The sequence below is a fragment of the Pseudomonas fluorescens genome, from assembly GCF_902497785.1.
Taxonomy (GTDB): domain Bacteria; phylum Pseudomonadota; class Gammaproteobacteria; order Pseudomonadales; family Pseudomonadaceae; genus Aquipseudomonas; species Aquipseudomonas fluorescens_BO.
The window spans coordinates 117317-138260 of sequence record NZ_CABVHK010000019.1 but is presented as its reverse complement, the minus strand read 5'-3'; the positions used below and the strand labels follow the sequence as shown (position 1 = coordinate 138260).

Annotated in this window: 17 protein-coding genes; 4 read left to right on the top strand and 13 right to left on the bottom strand. The window is 61.1% G+C overall.

All coding sequences use genetic code 11. The features are described 5' to 3' along the window. Positions 1 to 13 precede the first annotated feature (13 nt). Positions 14 to 967, top strand: coding sequence for a PDR/VanB family oxidoreductase (locus F8N62_RS25580; RefSeq protein WP_150713285.1), 954 nt, complete (start codon positions 14 to 16; stop codon positions 965 to 967). Positions 968 to 1017: 50 nt separating this feature from the next. Next, on the top strand, positions 1018 to 2088 hold the full coding sequence (locus F8N62_RS25575; protein ID WP_150713284.1) for an aromatic ring-hydroxylating dioxygenase subunit alpha: 1071 nt from the start codon (positions 1018 to 1020) through the stop codon (positions 2086 to 2088). 428 nt (positions 2089 to 2516) lie between these two features. Here the strand turns inward: F8N62_RS25575 and F8N62_RS25570 are convergent, their stop codons facing one another. From F8N62_RS25570 to F8N62_RS25510, 13 genes are all read right to left on the bottom strand, one after another. Then, a complete protein-coding gene (locus F8N62_RS25570) occupies positions 2517 to 4172 on the bottom strand; it encodes an arylsulfatase (protein WP_150713283.1) in 1656 nt (551 codons plus the stop codon). 45 nt (positions 4173 to 4217) lie between these two features. Further along, positions 4218 to 5012 (bottom strand): cyclase family protein, encoded by a 795-nt coding sequence (locus F8N62_RS25565; protein WP_150713282.1) that lies wholly within the window; start codon positions 5010 to 5012, stop codon positions 4218 to 4220. Further along, positions 4990 to 5991, bottom strand: coding sequence for an NAD-dependent epimerase/dehydratase family protein (locus F8N62_RS25560; RefSeq protein ID WP_150713281.1), 1002 nt, complete (start codon positions 5989 to 5991; stop codon positions 4990 to 4992). Before F8N62_RS25560 ends, F8N62_RS25565 begins: the two co-directional genes overlap by 23 nt. A 10-nt stretch (positions 5992 to 6001) precedes the next feature. Continuing rightward, entirely contained in the window at positions 6002 to 6985 is a 984-nt protein-coding gene (locus F8N62_RS25555) for a fumarylacetoacetate hydrolase family protein (RefSeq protein ID WP_150713280.1), read from the bottom strand. After that, on the bottom strand, positions 6982 to 7551 hold the full coding sequence (locus F8N62_RS25550; protein WP_150713279.1) for a cupin domain-containing protein: 570 nt from the start codon (positions 7549 to 7551) through the stop codon (positions 6982 to 6984). Before F8N62_RS25550 ends, F8N62_RS25555 begins: the two co-directional genes overlap by 4 nt. A 13-nt stretch (positions 7552 to 7564) precedes the next feature. Next, positions 7565 to 8815 carry an MFS transporter gene (locus tag F8N62_RS25545; protein ID WP_150713278.1) on the bottom strand — a complete coding sequence of 417 codons (1251 nt, stop codon included), beginning with the start codon at positions 8813 to 8815 and terminating at the stop codon, positions 7565 to 7567. Next, positions 8805 to 11264 (bottom strand): efflux RND transporter permease subunit, encoded by a 2460-nt coding sequence (locus tag F8N62_RS25540; RefSeq protein WP_150713277.1) that lies wholly within the window; start codon positions 11262 to 11264, stop codon positions 8805 to 8807. Before F8N62_RS25540 ends, F8N62_RS25545 begins: the two co-directional genes overlap by 11 nt. A 4-nt stretch (positions 11265 to 11268) precedes the next feature. Then, the gene (locus F8N62_RS25535; protein WP_150713276.1) at positions 11269 to 12363 is read right to left on the bottom strand and encodes a WD40/YVTN/BNR-like repeat-containing protein; all 1095 of its coding nucleotides are present in this window, start codon (positions 12361 to 12363) and stop codon (positions 11269 to 11271) included. Positions 12364 to 12424: 61 nt separating this feature from the next. Then, positions 12425 to 13813 (bottom strand): DUF1329 domain-containing protein, encoded by a 1389-nt coding sequence (locus F8N62_RS25530; protein ID WP_150713275.1) that lies wholly within the window; start codon positions 13811 to 13813, stop codon positions 12425 to 12427. A 12-nt stretch (positions 13814 to 13825) separates the two neighbouring features. Next, a complete protein-coding gene (locus F8N62_RS25525) occupies positions 13826 to 15523 on the bottom strand; it encodes a DUF1302 domain-containing protein (protein WP_150713274.1) in 1698 nt (565 codons plus the stop codon). 56 nt (positions 15524 to 15579) lie between these two features. Continuing rightward, positions 15580 to 16704, bottom strand: a complete 1125-nt coding sequence (locus tag F8N62_RS25520) for an FAD-dependent oxidoreductase (protein ID WP_150713273.1) — start codon at positions 16702 to 16704, stop codon at positions 15580 to 15582. Between the two features lie 87 nt (positions 16705 to 16791). Further along, the gene (locus F8N62_RS25515; protein ID WP_150713272.1) at positions 16792 to 17202 is read right to left on the bottom strand and encodes a Rieske (2Fe-2S) protein; all 411 of its coding nucleotides are present in this window, start codon (positions 17200 to 17202) and stop codon (positions 16792 to 16794) included. Positions 17203 to 17205: 3 nt separating this feature from the next. Further along, positions 17206 to 18147, bottom strand: a complete 942-nt coding sequence (locus F8N62_RS25510; RefSeq protein ID WP_150713271.1) for a VOC family protein — start codon at positions 18145 to 18147, stop codon at positions 17206 to 17208. A gap of 277 nt (positions 18148 to 18424) precedes the next feature. Between F8N62_RS25510 and F8N62_RS25505 the strand changes: the two genes are divergently transcribed. Both F8N62_RS25505 and F8N62_RS25500 read left to right on the top strand, forming a co-directional pair. Next, positions 18425 to 19387 (top strand): LysR family transcriptional regulator, encoded by a 963-nt coding sequence (locus tag F8N62_RS25505; RefSeq protein WP_150713270.1) that lies wholly within the window; start codon positions 18425 to 18427, stop codon positions 19385 to 19387. A gap of 59 nt (positions 19388 to 19446) precedes the next feature. Beyond that, a complete protein-coding gene (locus tag F8N62_RS25500) occupies positions 19447 to 20604 on the top strand; it encodes an alpha/beta hydrolase family protein (RefSeq protein ID WP_150713269.1) in 1158 nt (385 codons plus the stop codon). Positions 20605 to 20944 lie beyond the last annotated feature (340 nt).

The window sequence follows — 20944 nt, the reverse complement described above, 5'->3', positions numbered from 1 at the left end:
TGGGGTCACCCTCATGCTCGAAGTTTGTGTGTCACGAAAAATCACGGAAGCTGACGGTGTTTGCAGCTTCGAATTAACCGCAGCCGATGGCACGGAACTGCCCGCCTTCACCGCCGGATCGCACGTCGATGTGCAGGTGGCACAGGGTGTGGTTCGGCAGTATTCGCTGTGCAATTCGCCCCATGAACGCGGCCGATATCTCATCGCCGTGCTCAACGAGCCTGCTTCTCGAGGCGGCTCCAGCGGCATGCATGCCGACGTGCAGGAAGGCACGAGACTGACCATCGGCAGCCCACGGAATCTGTTCGATCTGGACCTTGGCGGTGATCGTTATGTGTTGTTCGCCGGGGGCATCGGGATTACCCCGATTCTTGCCATGGCCCATAGCCTGGTGGCTGCGGGCAAAGCGTTCGAACTGCATTACTGCGGCCGGTCTCTCGAGCGCCTGGCATTTCTTGGACTACTCCAGGCCGCCCCCTTCACCCCTCACGTTTATCTCCACGTCAACGAGGCTGCAACCGGGCAGCGTCTGGGTGCGGTGCGGATTCTTTCGTCGCCATCGCCGCACGACCAGCTCTATGTCTGCGGCCCCACGGGATTCATGTCGCACATCCAGTCCGCCGCGAAGGCCTGTGGCTGGCGCGACGGGCAGATTCATCGAGAGGATTTCGCCGCGCAGGTACAGGTTCTTGAGGGGGATCGGCGGTTCGAAATCGAGCTGTCCCGGTCCGGTCGCATCATCGAAATCCCGGCGCAGAAAACCGTACTCGAGGTGTTGCTCGAGCACGACGTGGAGATTGAAAGCTCCTGCGAGCAAGGGATCTGCGGCACCTGCATTACGCGAGTTTTAGCGGGTGAGCCTGAGCATCGGGATCAGTACATGAGCGCTGCGGAACACGCCCGAAACGATTGCTTCGCCCCCTGCTGTTCCCGTTCCCGCAGTTCCAGGCTGGTGCTGGACCTGTGACCCGCTTCGCCACACACAACAAAAACAAAACCTGATCGCTGGAGATCGCAATGAGTACATCATCGCTGGCCTACGAAATTGGCGCTCCCGAAGAGCCAATAGCGAAATTCCCCTTGAACCAATGGTACGTGGCGGGCTTTGCCTGGGAACTCAAAGACAAGCCTGTGGGCCGGACCCTGCTGTGCAAACCCGTGGTTCTATTCCGTACCGCAGACGGTCAACCGGCGGCGCTGGAGGACCGCTGCTGCCATCGGGCATTGCCGCTGTCGCATGGAACGCTTGAAGAGCACGGGGTGCGCTGTGGTTATCACGGCCTGCTGTTCAACGGCGCGGGGCAGTGCCTGGAGGTACCGGGGCAAACAAAGATCCCCTCCAAAGCCAGGGTGCCCGCGTATCACGTCCGTGAGCGCGACCAGATCATCTGGATCTGGTTCGGGAGTGCCAGTCAACCAGAACCCACCTGTGAACCGCCGGCGTATGAGGTCCACAGCAGTGGCGACTATCTCTTCGAAGGGGACGTCTACCATTACGACGCGCCGTACCAGCTCATCCACGACAACCTGTTGGACCTGAGTCATCTGGGCTACGTGCACCTGCGCACGATCGGCGGGAATGCGAACATCCACATGAACGCGCAGATGCGCGTCGAGAGCACGGACACCGGCGTGAAGGTGACCCGCCATCTGCCGGATTCGCTACCACCGCCGACCTACTCCGCGGCCTATCCCTTCCAGGGCAACATCGATCGTTGGCAGGAAATCGAGTTTCTCGTCACCCACCTGCGCATCTGGACCGGCGCAGTGGATGCGGGCACAGACTCACTCGAGGACCCGCAACGGGGTGGATTCCATATGCGTGGTTTCCATGGCGTGACCCCGGAGACGGAAACCACCAGTCACTACTTCTGGACCATGGCCACGAACCCGAAAAGCCATCCTGAAGAAATCAAAGCTAAAGTCATCGAGCAGACCGCACTGACCTTTGACGAGGACAAAGTTGTGATCGAGGCTCAGTACAGGAACATGCTCGCGTTTGGTGCCCGGCCGATGGTCGACATTCATGTCGACGTTGGGGCAAACCGTGCGAGGAAGATCATCGAGCAACTGCGCCGCCCTGACTGATCCGTGCATCATTTCCTTTTGCAGGAGCGAGCTTGCTCGCGAAAAAGCCAAGGGCGCGACGGGGCATCTGGTTTTACGCGTTATCGTTCACGACTATCGCGAGCAGGCTCGCTCCTACAGTGGTTTCGTGTCGAGCCCTGAACACGGCATTATTTTGTAGGAGCGAGCTTGCTCGCGAAAAAGCCAAGGGCGCGACGGGGCATCTGGTTTTACGCATTACCGTTCACGACCATCGCGAGCAAGCTCGCTCCTACAGTGTTTTCGTGTCGAGCCCTGAACACGGCATTATTTTGTAGGAGCGAGCTTGCTCGCGAAAAAGCCAAGGTCGCGACGGGGCATCTGGTTTTACGCGTTATCGTTCACGACCATCGCGAGCAAGCTCGCTCCCACAGTGTTTTCGTGTCCAGTCCGGAAGTAGGTTTACACCATCAGCGGGGAGCGGATACCACGCCCACCCGCGCGGCGTAGTTCAACCACGCCGTTTTGAGGCGTTGCACTGTGTCCGGCTGCGTGGCCGCCAGATCCCGGGTTTCGCCACGGTCATGGGCCACATCGAACAATTGCCATTGCACCGGCTGGGGGTTATCGCCGAAACCTGTCTGCGGTCGCATGCCCAAAAGTTTGAGGTTGCCCTCGCGGTAATAGGCATTGCCGAACAGTTCCCCGGCCAGGCTGTCTTCGCGGTGCGGGCTGCCCTTGCCGGTGAGCATCGGCAACATTGATTTTCCGGTGATCGGGTGTTTGCCCCCCTCTGTTGGCGCTTCGCTGGGCAATGCGATCCCTGCCAACTCGAGAAAGGTCGGCGCCAGATCGTCAACACGCGCGACACCCCGTTCCACACCCTGACGACGCAGTCGCTTGGGCAGCTGAATGATCGCCGGCACGCTGATGCCACCTTCGGCCGTGGTGCCTTTGAATAAATGGAACGGTGCCGCGCTGACCTCGGCCCAGCGCAGACCGTAGTCAATCTGCGAACCCGGCTGCCCCAGATTCGCGTAGCTGTTGTCGGTGTGCACACCCGGCGGATAGAACTGCGCATGGTTTTCCGCCGCAGCGCCATTGTCGGACATGAACACAATCAAGGTGTTGTCGTACTGTCCGCTCTCGCGCAAGTAGTCAACCAGCCGACCAATGTTGTGGTCGAGGTTATCGACCATGGCGGCGTAGATTTCCATTTTCCGCGCTTCGACCTTGCGCTGTTCAGCGCTCAATTGCTCCCAACCCGGTAGTTTCGGATTGACCGGTAATGGCTGCGCCGGCTGAAAGTCGTCGCTCAGGAGGCCGAGTTTGTTCATCCGCTCCAGACGCGCCAGGCGCACGCTGTCATAGCCTTGGTCAAAACGTCCGCGGTATTTGTCCAGGTATTCCCTGGGCGCCTGCAACGGCCAGTGCGGCGAAGTGTAGGCGGCGTAGGCAAAAAACGGCTTGCCGTCCTTTTTGTTGTTTTGCAGGTAGCTGATCAGCTTGTCGGTGTAGAAGTCCGAGGAGTAGAAATTGTCCGGCAACTCCACCGTTTTGCCGTTCTCGCGGTAGTGAACCTGCTCGAGTTTCGTCGGGTGGGTAGTCGAAGGTTTGAAGTGCGCAGCCCCGCCCTCCAGCAAGGTGAACGACTGCTCGAACCCGCGCTGATCCGGCCCTTGATCCGCTTCCAGCCCGAGGTGCCATTTGCCGACCATCAGCGTGTGGTAACCGCCCGCCTTCAGCAACTCGGCAATCGAATAGGCCCGTTGGTTCAGATACCCCTCATAACCCGGTTTGCCCCGCTGAAAAGGTTGCAAGGCTTCGGCCATGGTGCCAAGGCCGGCGAGGTGATTGTCGGTGCCGGACATCAGCATGGAACGGGTGATCGAACAGGTGGGCGCGGCGTACATGCTGGTGAACTGCACACCTTGGTTGGCGAGTTCATCCAGCGTGGGTGTCTGGATGTCGCCACCATAACTGCCCAGGTCGGAATACCCGAGATCATCGGCCAGAATCAGCAGAATATTGGGTTGCCTGGCATCAGCGCTGGCCGCCACGGCCAGGCTGCTACCCAATGTCAGCGCACAAAACAGTGCCGTTAGCGGCATCCGCAGAAGAGGCATAGGTTTTCTCTTATTGTCATTAACCGAAGAACAATATCTCGGTGATTACTCTTCAAAAATCGCCACCGCCCGGACAAACCCCGCCGACGCGTGCCTGATCTTGTAAGGGAAGCAAGACACCACAAACCCGCTGGGGGGCAGTGCTTCAAGGTTGGCGAGTTTTTCCATTTGCCCGTAACCGATATCGCGCCCGGCTTTGTGCCCTTCCCAGATAATCGACGCATCGCCGTCGGCGGCAAAACGCTCGCGGGTGTACTTGAACGGGGCGTCCCAGCTCCAGGCATCGGTGCCCACCACGCGCACGCCGCGCTCCAGCAGATACAACGTGGCTTCGCGGCCCATGCCGACGCCTGCATCCAGGTACCCCGGTTGACCGAACAAAGCACCGGCGCGGGTGTTGACCAGCACGATATCCAGCGGCTGCAACTCATGCTCGATACGCGCCAACTCGGCTTCGACCTCATCGGCGGTGACCACATGACCGTCCGCCATGTGCCGAAAGTCCAGTTTCACCCCCGGTTGCAGGCACCAGTCCAGCGGCAACTCATCAATGCCAAACGCCGGCTGACCGCCATCGGTGGTCGACGCGTAATGCCAGGGCGCGTCCATATGGGTGCCGCTGTGGGTGGTGATCTGCAACCGCTCGGCAGCCCAGGATTCGTTGCCGGGCATTTGCTCCAGTTGCAGCCCCGGGAACATCGCGGCCATTTCCGGCCAACCCTGCTGGTGGTCCATGTAATCGATCTTCGGCAACAGCGGTGGCGGATCGGTGTAGGGATTGTTGTCGAGGGTCACCGACAGGTCCACCAGACGGCGTTTAGACTTGATTGGCTGTGACATGAATCGTCTCTCCGGTGAGTGGCAAATGCCGTGGGGGCGCGGGGTTCAGGGAATTGCGGACCAGCGCGGCGGCATTGCCGTCATGGCTGAACCCGGCAGCGCGTGCAAGTGGGGTTTTCAGCGGCGGCATGCGCCCGAACAACGCTTCGAGTCGGGCATCGGCGGCATAGGTAATCAGCTGGCGGCGTTCCTGCCCGTAGCTCGCCGCCAGCGCGTCGACAACCTGGGCAATGGACAAATGCAACACTGGCAATTGCCACACCCGTTGTGTCATCAGCGCGCCGTCGATTTCTGCAGCGTGGATCAGGTTGTTCACACAACAACGCACCGACATCCACCAGGCGGTGGCCTCTGGCGAAACCGGGCAACGATAGGCAATGCCTTCGGCCACTGCGTGCAACACGTCGCTCATGAACGCCGAACGCAAGCCATTGGGCGCACGCGGGCGGGCAACAATGCCCGGCAGACGCAGCACTCGGCCGTCGACTTCGGCACGCCGGCAAAGGTCGACAACGACGCGCTCGATCATCGCTTTGTGCGTGCCGTACGACAGCTGCGGGCGCAACTCGGCCTGCTCGTTCATCTTCGCCGGCAACTCGCCGCCGTACACCGCCACACTGCTGGCGTACACCAACACTGGCGGCTGTGTTTTATTGCGCAACTGGTCAAGCAATTCCAGGCTCGCCAGCAAGTTCACCTGATAACCCAACTCGTAGTGTTCTTCCGCCGCCCCGCCGGGAACGCTCACCAAATGAAACACCACGTCGATGCCATCGGCGAGCACGCGGCGCATCAATGCGGCATCGGTGATGTTGCCGACATGCCGGCGTATCCGCGGGTCATCCGGCACGCCCTGCAAATCGGTATCCAGCACCAACAACGAACGGATGACCCGTCCGCGCAAACTGCCCCGCGCCAAGAGGCAACGCACTAACTCGCTTCCGACAAAACCATTGGCGCCGGTAATCAACACACGCATAGACCCGCCCTCAGCCTTGAGCCTGAACGACACGTTGGTCAATCGCGCCGAACAACGACTGTCCGTCGTGCCCCAGAACGTCCATGCGCACGCGGTCACCGAAGCGCATGAAGGCGGTTTGCGCGGCGCCGTGCTCGATCATCTCGATGGCGCGACGCTCAGCGATGCACGCCGAACCGGCACTGCGCTCGGCATTCGATACCGTGCCGGAGCCGATCAGCGTGCCGGCGCGCAGCCTGCGTGTCAGCGCGGCATGGGCGATCAACTCGCCGAAGTTGAAGTTCATCTGCCCGCCGTGGGGATGGCCAAACCATTCGCCGTTCCACTGCACCTGCAAGGGCAAGTGCACGCGGCCGTCGCGCCACGCATCGCCCAGTTCATCCGGAGTGATGGCGAGCGGCGCGAAGCTCGATGAAGGTTTGGCCTGCAAGAAACCAAAGCCGGTGCGCATTTCCCGAGGCGCCAGGGCGCGCAGGCTGACATCGTTGATCTGCAGAATCAGTTTGATGTGCTGCAACGCCTGTTCGGCCCCGCAACCCATTGGCACGTCGTCCACCAGCACCACGAACTCGCCTTCGAAATCGATCCCCTGACTTTCGCTTGGCAAGGGAATGTCGTCGCGCCCGCCGATAAAATCATCACCGGCGCCCTGGTACATCAACGGGGTATGTTCGGCGCCGTCGATGGGATCAAGATTGAACGCCTTCTGCATCAGTGCGCCGTGGCTGAGGAACGCCGAGCCGTCGCACCATTGAAAAGCCCGCGGCAACGGTGCCATGGCCTGCCCCGGGTCGAAGGCTATGGCGTCGGCCACATCGCCGCCGTCGAGCCGGCTGGCCAGCGCCTGCAAACGCGGTTCGACCGTGCTCCAGTTTTCGATCGCCTGTTGCAAAGTCAGTGCTACGGGGCTGGCGTCCAGCGCCCATTGATGGTCCCGCGAGACCACCATCAGTCGGCCGTCGCGGCTGCCGTTTTTCAAGGTTGCGAGTTTCATGTCAATGCTCCTGGCTCAGCAACAAAGCGCCCGTCGAGAAGAATGAAGACCATGCGTGCCATCGCATCGGTGCGATTGCTCCAGGCATGGTTAGTACCGCGTTGCACCACCACGTCGCCGCGTTTGAGGTGCACTTCTTCCTCATCGAGCACCAGCCACACCTCGCCTTCGGTGACGATGCCGTAGTCGAGGGTTTCGGTGCGGTGCATCAGTTTGTGCCGGGCGTTGGCCTGGCCGGTGCCGGCCCGGGATTCGCCGATTTCGGCGAAAACCGCGGCGGCCTGCTCAGCGCTGACCTGGTTCTGCACGCTGTCCGGCGGGATATCCACCACGCGAATCACACTGCCCTGAGGGCCGGGGCTGAGTTGCAACGGTTTGCTCGTTGGATCGCTGGCGTTATCCAGCAACGCCGGGCTGGCGCTGCTGTTCCAGAGTTCATGAAACACGGTACCGGGCACCGCCAGTAACGGAAAAACATTGGGTGTTGGTCCGTTGCTGGCCACGATGGCTTGGCCCTGGAAATTGTGGCCAGTGACCACTCTTTTGAATTCAGGAAGCGCTTGCATGGACAATCCTCGTTCAGTTTCCGTCGCCGATGGTGGTGCCACCGACAACAACATTCGCATGGGCCGACAGACCACCGATCCGGGGCACGGCCAGACAAGACAGCGCCACCAGTAATTGCAGCCCACCGATGATGGCCAATGCATGGGGCAGCGCGGTGGAAACCCCACTGGTCATGCCGAGAACCGCCAAGGGGCTGATAAATTCGCCAGCGAAGATGGCGGCGGTAAAACACCCCGCCGCCCGCCCACGCTGCTGAAAATCGACTTGCGCCATGATCCAGGTGATCAGCGTCGGCAGCATCAGTCCGATGCCCAGGCCATTGATCGTCACCGCGACCACCACCTGCACATGGCTGACGGCGTCAGCCATCAACAACCCGCCGGCGCCTGCCAGCACGTAAGCGATCAGCAGCATGTGCTGGCCGCGCATCCCGCGGAACAGACGAAAACTCAAGGCACCGACCAGCACGCCCAGTTGATTGGCGCCCATGGTCATGCCGATCTGTTGCGGGGCATCGACGTGCAGCAGATTGAGCAGATAACCCGCCTGGACCGGCACGATAAACAGGCTCAGGCCCGCCAGCAGCGCCAGCGCATACATGGGAGTCAGGGCACGCCATGGGAATTTGCCGGCGGCAATGGTCGGCACTGCTTGCTCGTTGCGTGCACGGGGTTGCGGTTCCCAGAGTTTCCAGGCCATCAGCGGCAAGAAAATCAAACCCACGGCGTACAGCGCAAACGGCGTGCGCCAATCGTTCTGCCCGAGAAACCCGCCCAACGCGATGAACACCGCAGCGGACAGTGAAGTCGCGACCATCTGCAAGGCGAACAGACGTTCACGCCTGGCGCCGCTGTAATAGTCGCCCATCAATGTGGTGCAGCAGGTCATGATCCCCGCCTCGGCCAAACCGATACCGGCACGGCTGGCGACGATGGCGGGCAGCGAGTCGAGCCACAGCGGCAGCACGCCGCATAGCACGTACAACGCCATGCTCGCCAACAGCAACGGCTTGCGCCCCAGACGGTCAGCAATCAATCCGGCGAACGGCGCCAACAGCGCGATGACCAACGCCGGCAACGTCAGCACGATCGGCACCAGCACCGCGCTGCCCGGCACCTCGGCAAAATGCGCCTGCATCCGTGGCAACACCGGCGCCAGCAACACGGCGCCCAGCACCGGTAAACAGCTGCCCACCAGCAGCAATAGCGATTGCGCCAGGCCGGCCTGTCGACCGGTGTTCTCTACAAAAGCTTCAGCGGCCATGGCAGCTCTCCTTGATGCGCAAGTGATGGACGTCAGTAACGGCCGCTGGGACAACCGGCGCTACCGACGCGACAACGTCTGCCACGGGGCGGCGCGCGGGTAACAGGAAGTGCGCCAGCGCCGGCAGCAGCACCAGGGCGCCGACCATGTTCCAGACGAACATGAAGGCCAGCAGCACGCCCATGTCGGCCTGGAACTTGATCGGTGAAAAGATCCACGTCGCCACGCCGATCGCCAGGGTGATGCCGGTCAGCATCACCACCTTGCCGGTGGACACCAGCGCCCGGTAATAGGCCTCGGACAGGCTTGCGCCCTGACGAAGATGGCCCAGCAGAATGCTCATCACGTACAACGCATAGTCGACGCCGATGCCGACACCCAACGCGATGACCGGCAGCGTCGCGACCTTCACGCCGATGTTCAGCCAGACCATCAGCGCTTCACACAGAATCGAGGTGACCATCAGCGGAATCACCGCGCACAACGTTGCGCGCCAGGACCGGAAGGTAATCAGGCACAACACGATCACCGCGCCGTACACCCAGAACAGCATCTCGCGGTTGGCCTGTTTGACCACGATGTTGGTGGCGGCCTCGATACCGGCGTTACCCGCCGCGAGCAAGAACTGCACCTCGTCGGTGTTGTTGGCGGCGGCAAACGTCTCCACATGTTCGACCAGGCGAGTCAGCGTTTCGGCTTTGTGATCAGTGAGGTACGCGTACAAGGTAAGCAGGCTGCAGTCTTCGTTATACAAACCGCGGGGCGCACTGGCGGTGATCATGTTGAGCATCGCCTGGTTATTTTGCAGTTCGTACCACTTCGGGCTGCCTTCGCTCAGACCTACCAGCATGCGGCGGTTGAGCAGTGCCAGCGAGTTGGTCGAATCCACTCCCGGCAACGCGCGCAGTTGCCAGTCCAGGGCATCGACCTTGGCGAGGATGTCGTAGCGCGCACACTGGCCGCCGGGGGTTTTCACCATCACGGCGAACAGGTCGCTACTGGCCCCGTAATGCCGGGTGAGAAAGGCGTCGTCCTGGTTGTAGCGCGAATCCGCCCGCAGCTCCGGCGCACCGGCGTCGAGGTCGCCGATTTTGAGTTGCAGGCTGACCAGAAAACCGAGTGCCGCCAGCGCCAGGCTGATGGCGATGCACAAGCTGGCCCAGCGGCGCCGGGTGAACAGATCGAGAAAACGCCAGAAGGCATGGCGGCGCTGCCCGGCCTGCTCGGTTTGTTCGCTCTTCAGGCTAAGTTGCGCCGCCCGCGGTGTGACCCCGACATAGGACAGCAGCACCGGCAACAGAATCAGGTTGGTAAAGATCAGCACCGCCACGCCGATACTCGCGATCACGGCGAGGTCCTGGATCACCTGAATCTCGATCAGCATCAGCACCGCAAAACCCACGGCATCACACAGCAGTGCCGTCAGCCCGGCCAGGAACAGGCGTCGAAAGGTGAACCGCGCGGCGACTTCCCGGTGCATGCCGCGGCCGATGTCCTGCATGATCCCGTTCATTTTCTGCGCGCCGTGGCTCATGCCGATGGCAAACACCAAGAACGGCACCAGCACCGAATACGGGTCCAGCTGGTAGTTCAGCAACGGCAACAAACCGAGCTGCCACACCACCGCCACCAGCGAACAAAACACCACCAGCAGGGTGCTGCGCAGGCAGCGGGTATACCAGAACAGCACCGCCGTGGTGATCAGGATCGCCACGGCGAAGAACAGCAGAATCTGTTTCAAACCGGCAATCAGATCGCCGACTTTTTTCGCGAAACCGGTGATGTGAATGTCGACCCTGTCGCTTTGATAGGTGCTGCGCAGCGATTCCAGTTGATCGGACAGGGTCGAGTAATTCAGCGCTTGTCCATCGGTGGTATTGGCCAGCAAGGGCACGTAAATGATGCTGGACGTCTGATCCAGCGCCACCAACTGCCCGAGTTCGTTGGAGCGCTGCACATTGCGCCGCAACGCTTCGAGGTTGGCCTGGGTGCCGCTGTAGTCATCGGGAATCACCGGCCCACCGTCGAGGCCGTCTTCGGTGACCGCAACCCAACGAGTGGCCGGCGTCCACAACGACTTCATGTACGCGCGGTCGACACCCGGCAGCAGGTAAAGCTTGTCGCTGATAGCCTGCAGGGTTTTCAGATACTCGGCATCGTAGATATCGCCCTGCCGGTTCGCCACGACAATGCGCAGGGCATTGCCCAAACCGCTGAGCTGCTGCTGATGTTGAAGATAATTGGCAATGTACGGTTGCTGCGTCGGGATCATCTTTTCGAAACTGGCGTTCAACTCGATGCGCGTCGCTTGATACCCCAGCACCAAAGTGGTCAAGACGCACACCAGCAGTACCCACAGCCGATGGTTGAACAGGGTACGCTCCACCACCGAGCCCGAGCGTGGATCGAAATTCGCCAGGCTGGCCGTGGCGTTGTCGAATGACTTCATAACCTCACTCCGAAGCAATAGCGGTTGGCGGCGAGACGCGCGTCAAACCGGTGAAACCCGCCAGCACCAGACTGCCGTCCACCGCCTGAATCACACTGGCGACGGGCTTGCCCAGTGGTTTGCCATAGGGTTCGAGCCGCGCCCCGGACTGACGATCGGTTCGAAACAGCGCGCCGCCCTGGTTCACCAGCAGCAACTGGCCGTCATCGGTGCGGATCGCATCGCTGAAGGAAATCGGCATCGGCACGGGTACCGGCTGAAAGCTGTTGCCCAGGTCGGTGGAGACAAACGCATTGCCCTTCAAACCCGCCGCCAGCAACGTGCCATCTTCACGCATTTGCAGGGTGAAAAAACTGCCGGGGTAAGGACTGTCGAGCGCCGCGAATGATTGCCCGCCATCGTCTGATCGAGCCAGGAATCCCTGCTCGCCGGCCACAAACCAGTGCTCGCCCTGCCGCGCGATGGCGTAAAGGTGCGCACCCATTGGATTGTCGATCTGACCCATCACTGACTGCCAGCTCCGACCGCCATCGTCGGTCGCAAAGGCCAGGCCATAGGCGCCGACGATCAGACCGTGTCGATCATCGACAAACGTGAGTGCAAGGAAGGGCTTGTCCGGACCGTCACTGACCATCCGTTCAGCCGTCTGCACGCGCGCCGCCGCTGCGTCCTTATCGCTCGCGGCAGGCTGCTGTTCCCGGGCAGCTTGCAATTCGAGTTGCGCAGCACGGCGACCATCCAGTTGAAGGGCCCAGTGTTCACCGCCGTCATGCGTCACCAGCACGACACCCGCATGCCCGACCGCCCAACCGTTATTGGCATCGACGAACTGCACTGCGGTCAGGCTGACCGATACCGGCACCTCGGCTTGACGCCAGTTTGTGCCGTTGTCGTCGGAGAGCAGCACAATGCCGCGCTCACCTACCGCCACCAATCGCGCCCCCGCCCGAGCCAGGTCCAGCAACACCGCGTGTTGCGCTTGCGGCGCGCGCACGGCCGGGGTGCTCAGCGTGTCGCCCACCGCAGCGGCCTGCGCCAGACTCAAACACCCCATCCATGGCAGTGCCGCAAGGCCTATCAGCCGACAGATTCTGTTCATTTGCGACCTCGAAAAACCTGTGAAACCGGATCACGCTCAACACACCGTGATCCGGCCCGACTCAGCGAACCCCGGCACCCGCCATCGCCGCTGGCGAAAACTCGGAAGCCTTGTAGCGATCCACCACGCCGTACTGCTCAGGCAGTCCGGTGTAGACGTTCTGGATAAACCAGGCGCCGGAGGTCAGGTCGTAAAAGCCTGAGGACAATTGCGCTTGTGCCGGCAGGTCCGGGAGCACGGCCGGCAACGACCACAAGGTCTTGGCCAGTTGGCCGTTGGCATCCCAGCGGTCGCCCAACATCGCTTGCCAGGTGTCTTCGTCGAGGTAGTAACGACCCTTGGGCAATTGGTGACGCTTACCCGGTGCCAGATCGGCCTCGACCACCCACACCCGGTGCAATTCCCAGCGCACGTAGTCGGGGTTCATGTGGTGGGCGAGAAACAGGTCTTCGGGTTTTCCGGTGGTTTGCACTTTGTTGGTGTTGTAGGGGATGTACATCTCCTGCTTGCCGATCAGCTTCCAGTCGAAGCGGTCGATGCGGCCCTGAAACACGCTCAGTTCATCGAACGACATCACTCCGGCAGTCGCTGGCGTCGGCGTATCGCAACAGGCGTTAGGCAGCTTGCGCACCCGTCGTTGGCCGGTCAGGTAAACGTGGGCCTGGGACTTGTCGCCATTGATGTTGGTGCGGCCCATGATCTGCTCGCCAGCGCGCAACGGCGGGCCGACGTTGAGCAGTCGGAACAGCCAATAGTCTCCGGCAAAGGTTTCCGGTGAACCGTCCTGGTAGTAATACGGCATCTCCTGGATCGCCTGGCCGTCGGTGGTCATCACCTGCTTGCCATCGGCCGTCATCAAGTAGTGACGAAAATGCATCGCCAGGGACGTGCCCCGCCAGTTCAGGATGTGATTCCACATGGCTTCGGCGCCGTTGTGGGGAACTGGAAACGGGATCCCGCCATACGCGCCTTCGGGCACCGGGCCGGCGCTGCTGTCCACGAGTTTGGCGCGGGTGGCGTTTTTCAGCGTGTTGTCATACACCCACTGCGGCGCTGCGGCCGAGCGGCGAGTCGGGTAGACATCGATGCGGTAGGTATCCGGAAAACGCTTGAACATTTCCCGGGTGCCGTCGGTGAGTTTGCCGGCGTATTGCGCGAGGTTTTTCGAGGTGATGCTGAACACTGGCTTGTCCGCGGCAAACGGATCGGTGCGCTTTCCGCCAGGTTTGAACGAAGGATCGACCTTGGTGTAACCGCCGTCCCAGGCCGGGATGGTGCCGTCGGCATTGCCGGCGCGTTCAGCCCCCATAGGGGTCAGGCTTGTCGACAGTTTGGCGGCTTCATCAGCCGTGGCGCCCACTGCCCACTGGCTGCCGATGGCCAGGGTGCCGAGCAGCGCGAAGCAGAGTGCCTTGAGCTTGAATGCCGGATTGTTTTTATTGGGAGTCATGCGCAAGTCCTCTTAAAACGTGGTCTTGACGGAGAAGGCCAGGTAATCCCGATCCTTCAGCGATTGCTTGTAATTGAACTGGCTCAGCGCGTTGAGGTTGGTGTCCTCGGCGCCGTAGTAGTGCGTGTAGGTCAGGCCCGCAGTGACACGGTCCAGGTAGGTGGCGGTAATACCGATGTTGATATCGCCGCCGTTGTCCGGGCCAAACGAGCTGACCACGGCCGACTTGCCCAGCGGAAAATAGCTAAGGCCGAGCGGAATGCTGATGTCGATCCCGGAAAAGAACTGACGGTAGGTGGGGGTGTAAACCATCTTGAAACCGAGGCCGTCATCGGTGGCATTCGGGTCAAGTGCGGCACGGTTTTTCGTGACATTGAGCAAACGGTTCCAGGCGATCTCCCCGACAAACCCCGACTCTCTGGCCAGGAAGTTCGGCCCGAAGGACGCCAGTACGTTGAGGTTGACGTGAGCCGTGCGGCCGACAGCGTAGAGCGCGTCGTCATCGTTGTCGGCGACCACGCCGGGCAACACGGTTTGCCCGTTGGACACCAGCGGCATGTTCCAGCGCATCGACGCTTCACCGGCGAAACTGTACTCGTCCATCGTGGTGGAAAAACTCGCCCCGACGGCGCGGATATCTTCCGGATAGACCCAGTAGTACTCGCCGATTTGTCCGGTGCTGAAATTCGGCGCGCCGCTGGATGGCTTGAGATAAAGCTTCGGTGTTTTATCGTGATACTGAATGGCGTAGAGCCCGTATTCGACGGTCTCGGCGCTGTATTTCAGTTGCAGGCCGCCCTGCCCCGAACTCCGCGCTTCCTTGTCGTTGCCGTGGTAGAACGCCGCCGGACTGCTCGGGTTACCGCCCAGAAAGGCCGGAAACGGTGCGCCGACGATCAGCCGTTCGTTGCCTTCACCAATCGTGTCGCTGGTGGAGAAATAACTGCCGGCGCCGGGCAGGCGCGTCTCCTCCCATTCGAGCTGGTAGTACGCGCCCAGCGAGACGTCGTCGGTCAGCTGGAAAGTCCCCGACAGTTGATTGACCGGGCGGGTGATTTCCTTGAACTGAGTGTTGGGGACGGACTGCGCTTTCACCACGTCGACCGGCGCCATACCGCCGGCAATGCCGTTGGCACCAAAGAACAGGCTTTCGCCCCAGATCAGACCGTGGCGGCCGGCGCGCACGGAGGTGGCGCGCTCGCCGACCTCGCCGTTCCAGTAGACAAATGCGTCGAGCAATTCGCCGTCACCGCCGTGCAAGTGGCGCGTGTCGTCGGTGAACTCGTTGTAGGCCACCGAACGCTGGTTGGCGCGCGTCGGGTCGTCGTTATCGTTGTCATTCTGGTATTCGGTGTCGTACCACGCCGCGCCACTCAAACGCGCACCGACGTTCTGGAAGGACATATCCAGTTCGGAAAGGATGTCTGTCCGATTGGAGATCAGGCCTTTTTTGAACGCCCGGTCGCCATCGTCCTGATTGAGCGCCACCTGCCCCTGGGTCAGTTTGCTGCTGGGATCCTGGGTACGCCAGGCGGCGCTGTATTTGACCGTGTTGTCCCAACGCAATTTGAAATCCGGGTTGCCGGTGTCCACCTGAAAAGCATGCGCTGCCTGACTGCACAGCACCAAAACCGCGGCAAGACTGAAAGCAAAGGGTGCAGACGAGCTGACCGGGCGGCGCGCGAGCGCCGCAGTCGTAGAGCTAACCATCGCGTTAACCTCTTGTTTTTATAGTGGTAACTGCTGTGGGAGAGTTGCAGGCTCGATCAGATCGGCTCGGCCGTGCGGGCGAGCATCTGCTTGACCAGTCCGATGCGATCGAAATCGCGGTCGTGCTGCATCTCTTTGTCGCCGGCCAACACCGAGCTTTCACTGATGTATTTGCAGCGTTCGAAACGGCGTTCCATAAAGCGCTGGAGCTGCTGCTCGACGCCTGCGGGGCCGGTCAGTTCCTCACTGAGAACGATGGCATCTTCGATGGCCATGCCCGCACCCTGGCCCAGGTGCGGTGTGGTCGCGTGGGCGGCATCGCCGATCAGCAACACGCGACCGCGATACCAGGGCTCGTTGACGAAGACCACTTCCATGGGCTTGTAAACCACCTGGCTGCTGTCGGTGATCTGTTCGCGCAGTTCGCCGATCAGGCCGCTAAAGCCCTGCAAGCGCTCGCGCATTTGTTCGGCCATGGTGGCGGGATCCATCCAGGGGTTGGATGGCTCGTGAGAGGTCAGAAACAGGTACATCAGGTCGCCGGCCAGCGGCACCAGCCCCGCGTTGCCGTCGGCGCTCTGGTAGTTGGCGAGATGATCGATCCGCGGATCGCGCGCAAAGTTGTAGCGCCACACTGACTGGCCGGTGAAGTGCGGGGTGTAGGTGTCGCCGAACAGCAGGTCGCGCACTTTGGAGAACAAACCATCGGCACCGACCACCAGGTCGTACTGCCCGCGGCTGCCATCGGTAAACAGCACGTCAACATGCTCGCCCTGGTCGTCCAGGGCTTCGACGCTCAGTCCCAGGCGCACATGAGCACCGAGTTCGAGGGCGGTTTCACTGAGGACTTTATGCAGTGCCAGACGCGAGATACCGACGTTCGCCGGGTACTCCGGCCCCGCCAGTCGCTGACCCGGAATACGCGCCAGTTGCTGCCCGGCCGGGCCATAGATAGCGACGTCCTCGAAGGCGTAGGCGGCGTCGAGGTAACCGTCGAGCACGCCCAGTTTGGCCATCTCGCGGACCACGTTGCTCTGCTGGATGATCCCGACGCCGTACACCGTCCACTCGGATTTGAGTTCAATCAAATCGACGTTAATCCCTTTGCGTCGCAGCGCGATGGCCGCACACAAACCACCAATCCCACCGCCCACGATCAGAACGTTGTTCACTGCACTCATGGCATTCTCTCTTTTTATTCTTGTGATTCGATGCAGCGTCGGGCACTGCGTCGTTGGGTCCAGCTTCCCGGCAAAGCAGGGATTTGACTAATCGCGAGTAGGGATGCGATGTATCGCCGTTCGCGATACCTCGATCTGTCCCTGCAACGGCATCGAGCCGGGCATTTTCAGCACCAGCCAGCCCTCCTCCAGGCACCACGGCAAGGCCTCGAGCCTTTGGCCCAGACACGGCCCGTAGACGCATTCGCCGGTGTCTGGAAGAAATTGCGCACCGTGGGCGTAACACACGATCAACTGGCCGTCGGCAGACAGAAACCGGTCTTTGCGATACTCCATGCGCACGTCCAGGTGCGGACAACTGTTGCGATAAACCCGCACCTGACCTTGGTGCCGCACGGCAAACACAGTGTCTTTTCCCCGCCGCGAAGGATCGAATCCGCGGGCCTGCCCTTCCACCAGTTGATCCGCCCTGCACAGCAAGACTTCGCTGTCCCTCATGGCTCAACCCAGCTTCGGTGGCGGGCCGCCGGGGGCCCATTTCTCTTTCGAGGTGAACAGGAACAACTGCGAGTTATCCGCCGACAGCGGCGCACGGCGCGCCTCCCAGGCGTCATCGTGCTTGTCCATGTCGGCGTCGTATTCGATGTGGCAACCCAACGGGCTGTTGAAGTACCAGAACCAGTTGGAGCCAAACAGGTGACGGCCCGGCCCCCAGAAACTGGTCCAGCCTTTTTGCTCGAAGCGCGTACCAGCCAACAGCACTTCGGTGCCGCTGCCCATGTGGAAGGTGAAATGCTCGCAGCCCTTCATGTGCGGCGGGGTCTGGATCATGAACAGGCAGTGGTGATCATCGGAACCCGCCGGGCGCATGAAAGGCCCGGCGCCAACGAACGTGTCGGTGGTTTTGAAACCCAGCCGACCGGCGTAGAACGCCTCGGCCCTGGCCGCGTCCGGAACGAAATACACCACATGCGACAGGGTTCTGGGCGTGGCGCTCATGTCGAGGGTGATCCCCGGCTGGTTCAGCGGACGTTGCGGCGCGTGGCCGGCGGCGTTGGTCAGGTCGTCCGGTGCGCTGTAGGCCCTGCGCACCGTGACCTGGAACGCGATCGCAAATCCCATGTCGTCGACGCTGTGCAGCACGCCATCGTGGTCACGGCTGACCTGACGATCCCGGGCCAGTTCGTCTTCGATCGCGTCGAGGTCAGCGGTGCTGGCGACGCCGTAGACGGTTTCGCGAATCGACGGCGCCGGGCCGATGGCCGCTGGCAGATTCGGATCGTCGGCGCGGCGAATAATCACGGCGGTACCGTCCAGGGCTTCGAAACGCCCGCCATTGCTGTCGACGGCAACAGGCGCAAGGCCGTAATCACGCAGGCAATCGGTACAGGCTTGGATGTCATCGACGCCAAAGATCAGGGCATCAAGGCCAATGATGTTCATGGCTACCACTCCATTAGAATTGTGATCCGGGAACCGCAGCTGAACGCTCGACTTGAGGCTCAGCCAGACTGTGAACCCGGTGGTGGTGTCGGCAGTAAGCCCGACTGCGGCGAAGATTGACCGGGCGTTGAGCAGTTGACTAATCGCGTGTCGGGATGCGACCTATCGGCAAACGCGATACCTGATGTCGGCGGAATTCGGTCATCGAGCGGGGTTGACGCGGCACTGTATTCGTCCGAATGTATCGCCAAAATAAATATAACGATGGACCTGCCTGATGCGTTTCAATCACCTGGACTTGAACCTGCTGGTGGCGCTCGACGTGCTGCTTGAAGAGCAGAACATCACCCGCGCCGCCGAACGCCTGCACATGACGCAATCCGCTACCAGCGGCGTATTGGCACGACTGCGCACTTACTTCGAAGACGAATTGCTGGTCCAGGTCGGGCGCAAGATGCAGCCCACCAATTACGCCCTGGAGCTGGCGAAACCAGTGCGCGAAGTGCTGCTGACGATCCAGTCATCGATCACCGCCAAACCGGTGTTCGACCCCGCCACCAGCAAGCGCCACTTCCGGCTGGTCACCTCCGACTACCTGATCAGTGTGCTGTTTGCCCAGGTGATTCAGAAAATCCACCAGGAAGCCCCCAACATCACCTTCGAGATGCTGGGCCCCAGCGATAATTCCGGCGAGTTGCTGGTTCGCGGCGAGGTCGATCTGATGATCGTTCCGGAGCGATACACCCTGGAAGGTCACCCCTCCAAACTGCTGTTCGAAGAGGAACACGTCTGCGTGGTGTGGCAAGGCAACACGCAAGTCGGCGACACACTGACCCTTGAGCAGTACATGGAAATGGGTCATGTCTCCGTCGGCTTCGGGCGCAGCCGGCACATGAGCATTGAAGAATGGTTCATGACCCAGTACGGCTTCAATCGCCGTCTCGAAGTCATTACCAACGACTTCAATACCCTGCCGCAATTGATCGTCGGCACTCAGCGCATTGCGACCATGCACCAGCGCCTGGCGCGCCTGTACGCTGAACACCTGCCGCTGCGCATCCTGCCACCGCCGGTCAAAATCCCGGTGATGCGCGAGGTGATGCTCTGGCACCGCAGCGTCGACGGCGACCCCATGCACCGCTGGCTGCGCGAGCGTATCAGCGAATTCATCCAGCATCTGGAACAGGTTCCTATCGCCGCTCGCGATACCTCCCATCCCGCGTCGCGATTGGCCAAATAGGCGGGCCGTCCTTAACGTGCCTTGCAATCGCCAAGGCAACCACAAGGACAACAATAATCATGTTCCGCTACTTCCCGACCAACTACGTGTGGAATCTTTCTGTCGACCTGGCCATCGAGATGGGTGCCCGCATCGGCGAAATCGAAGAGATGTGCGCGCCACTGCAAGAGGCGGCCAAACAACCTGACGCTGCCGGTACCAAAGCGTTCCGCGAGACCTGGGCGAAAATGGCCGACAAACTCTGCGGCCTCGCCGAGGAAGACGAAGGCAATGGCCGGCGTTTGTCCGCGGGCGAAAAGTACAACCGTGCCGCCACGTATTACCTGACCTGCGAGCGCCTCCAGGCCCATGGCGCACCCGGCCGCACCGAGCTGTATCAGCGTTTCTTGCAGACCTTCAAGCGCGGCATCGAACTGTCGCAGGAGAACTGTGAGCGGGTCGAAATCCCTTACGAAGGCAAGCACATTTCCGGCTTGCTGGTACGGGCCGAGGGCGTGACAGGGCCGGCGCCGATTCTGGTGCAGGTCAATGGACTGGATTCGACGAAGGAGATGAAATACCGCGTCGGCCTGCCGGCATGGTTGGCCAGGCGCGGAATCTCATCGTTGATTATCGATCAACCGGGCACGGGTGAAGCGTTGCGTCTGCATGACCTGATCGCCCGTTATGACAGCGAGCACTGGGCGAGTCGTGTGGTCGACTGGTTGGAGACCCGAAGCGATGTGGATGCCAGGCGTATCGGCCTGGAAGGCGTTTCACTCGGCGGCTATTACTGTCCGCGCGCAGTGGCGTTCGAGCCGCGTTTTGCCTGCGGTGTGGTATGGGGTGCGAACCATGACTGGCGTGACGTGCAAAAGCGTCGACTGGAAAAAGAAGGCAGTTTCCCGGTGCCGCATTATTGGGCGCACGTGTGCTGGGTGTGGGGAGCAAAGGATGTCGATGAGTTTATGAGCATCGCCGAGAACGTGCATCTGGATGGCGTGCTCGACCGGATCAAGGTGCCGTTTCTGGTGACCCACGGTGAAAAGGATTCGCAGATCCCGCTGAAGTGGGCGCATCGCACCTTTGAGCAACTGGTCAACAGCCCTCAGCGCGAGCTGAAAATTTTCACTGAACGCGAAGGCGGCGTGCAGCACTCCAGCTTTGATAACAGCATCAATGCGGGCCAGTACATTGCCGACTGGGTTGCGGAAACGCTGGGTGGGCGTACGGCGTGATGGCGTTCACCACGGGGCTGATTTTGCGGATGTAACCCGACCTTCTTGTGGGAGCGAGCCTGCTCGCGAAGGCTTTGTGTCAGGCGGTGGTTTTTTTGAGGGCGTACATATCCATTCCTGCGGACACGGCCGCTAATGGTTTCGCCCTTACGGCGAGTCACTTGGAAAAGCCCCAAGTAACCAAGGGCTCTTGCCCCACCACTCGGCACCTCGCTCTGGCTCGGTGTGCCCGAACGCAGGCATTGCTCCGCGGGTCGCCGCGATGGGCCATCCCTGGCCCAGCGCGGCTAAACCGGCATCCTTGCCGGTTTCCCCGCTACGCAATGCCTGCGTTCGGCCA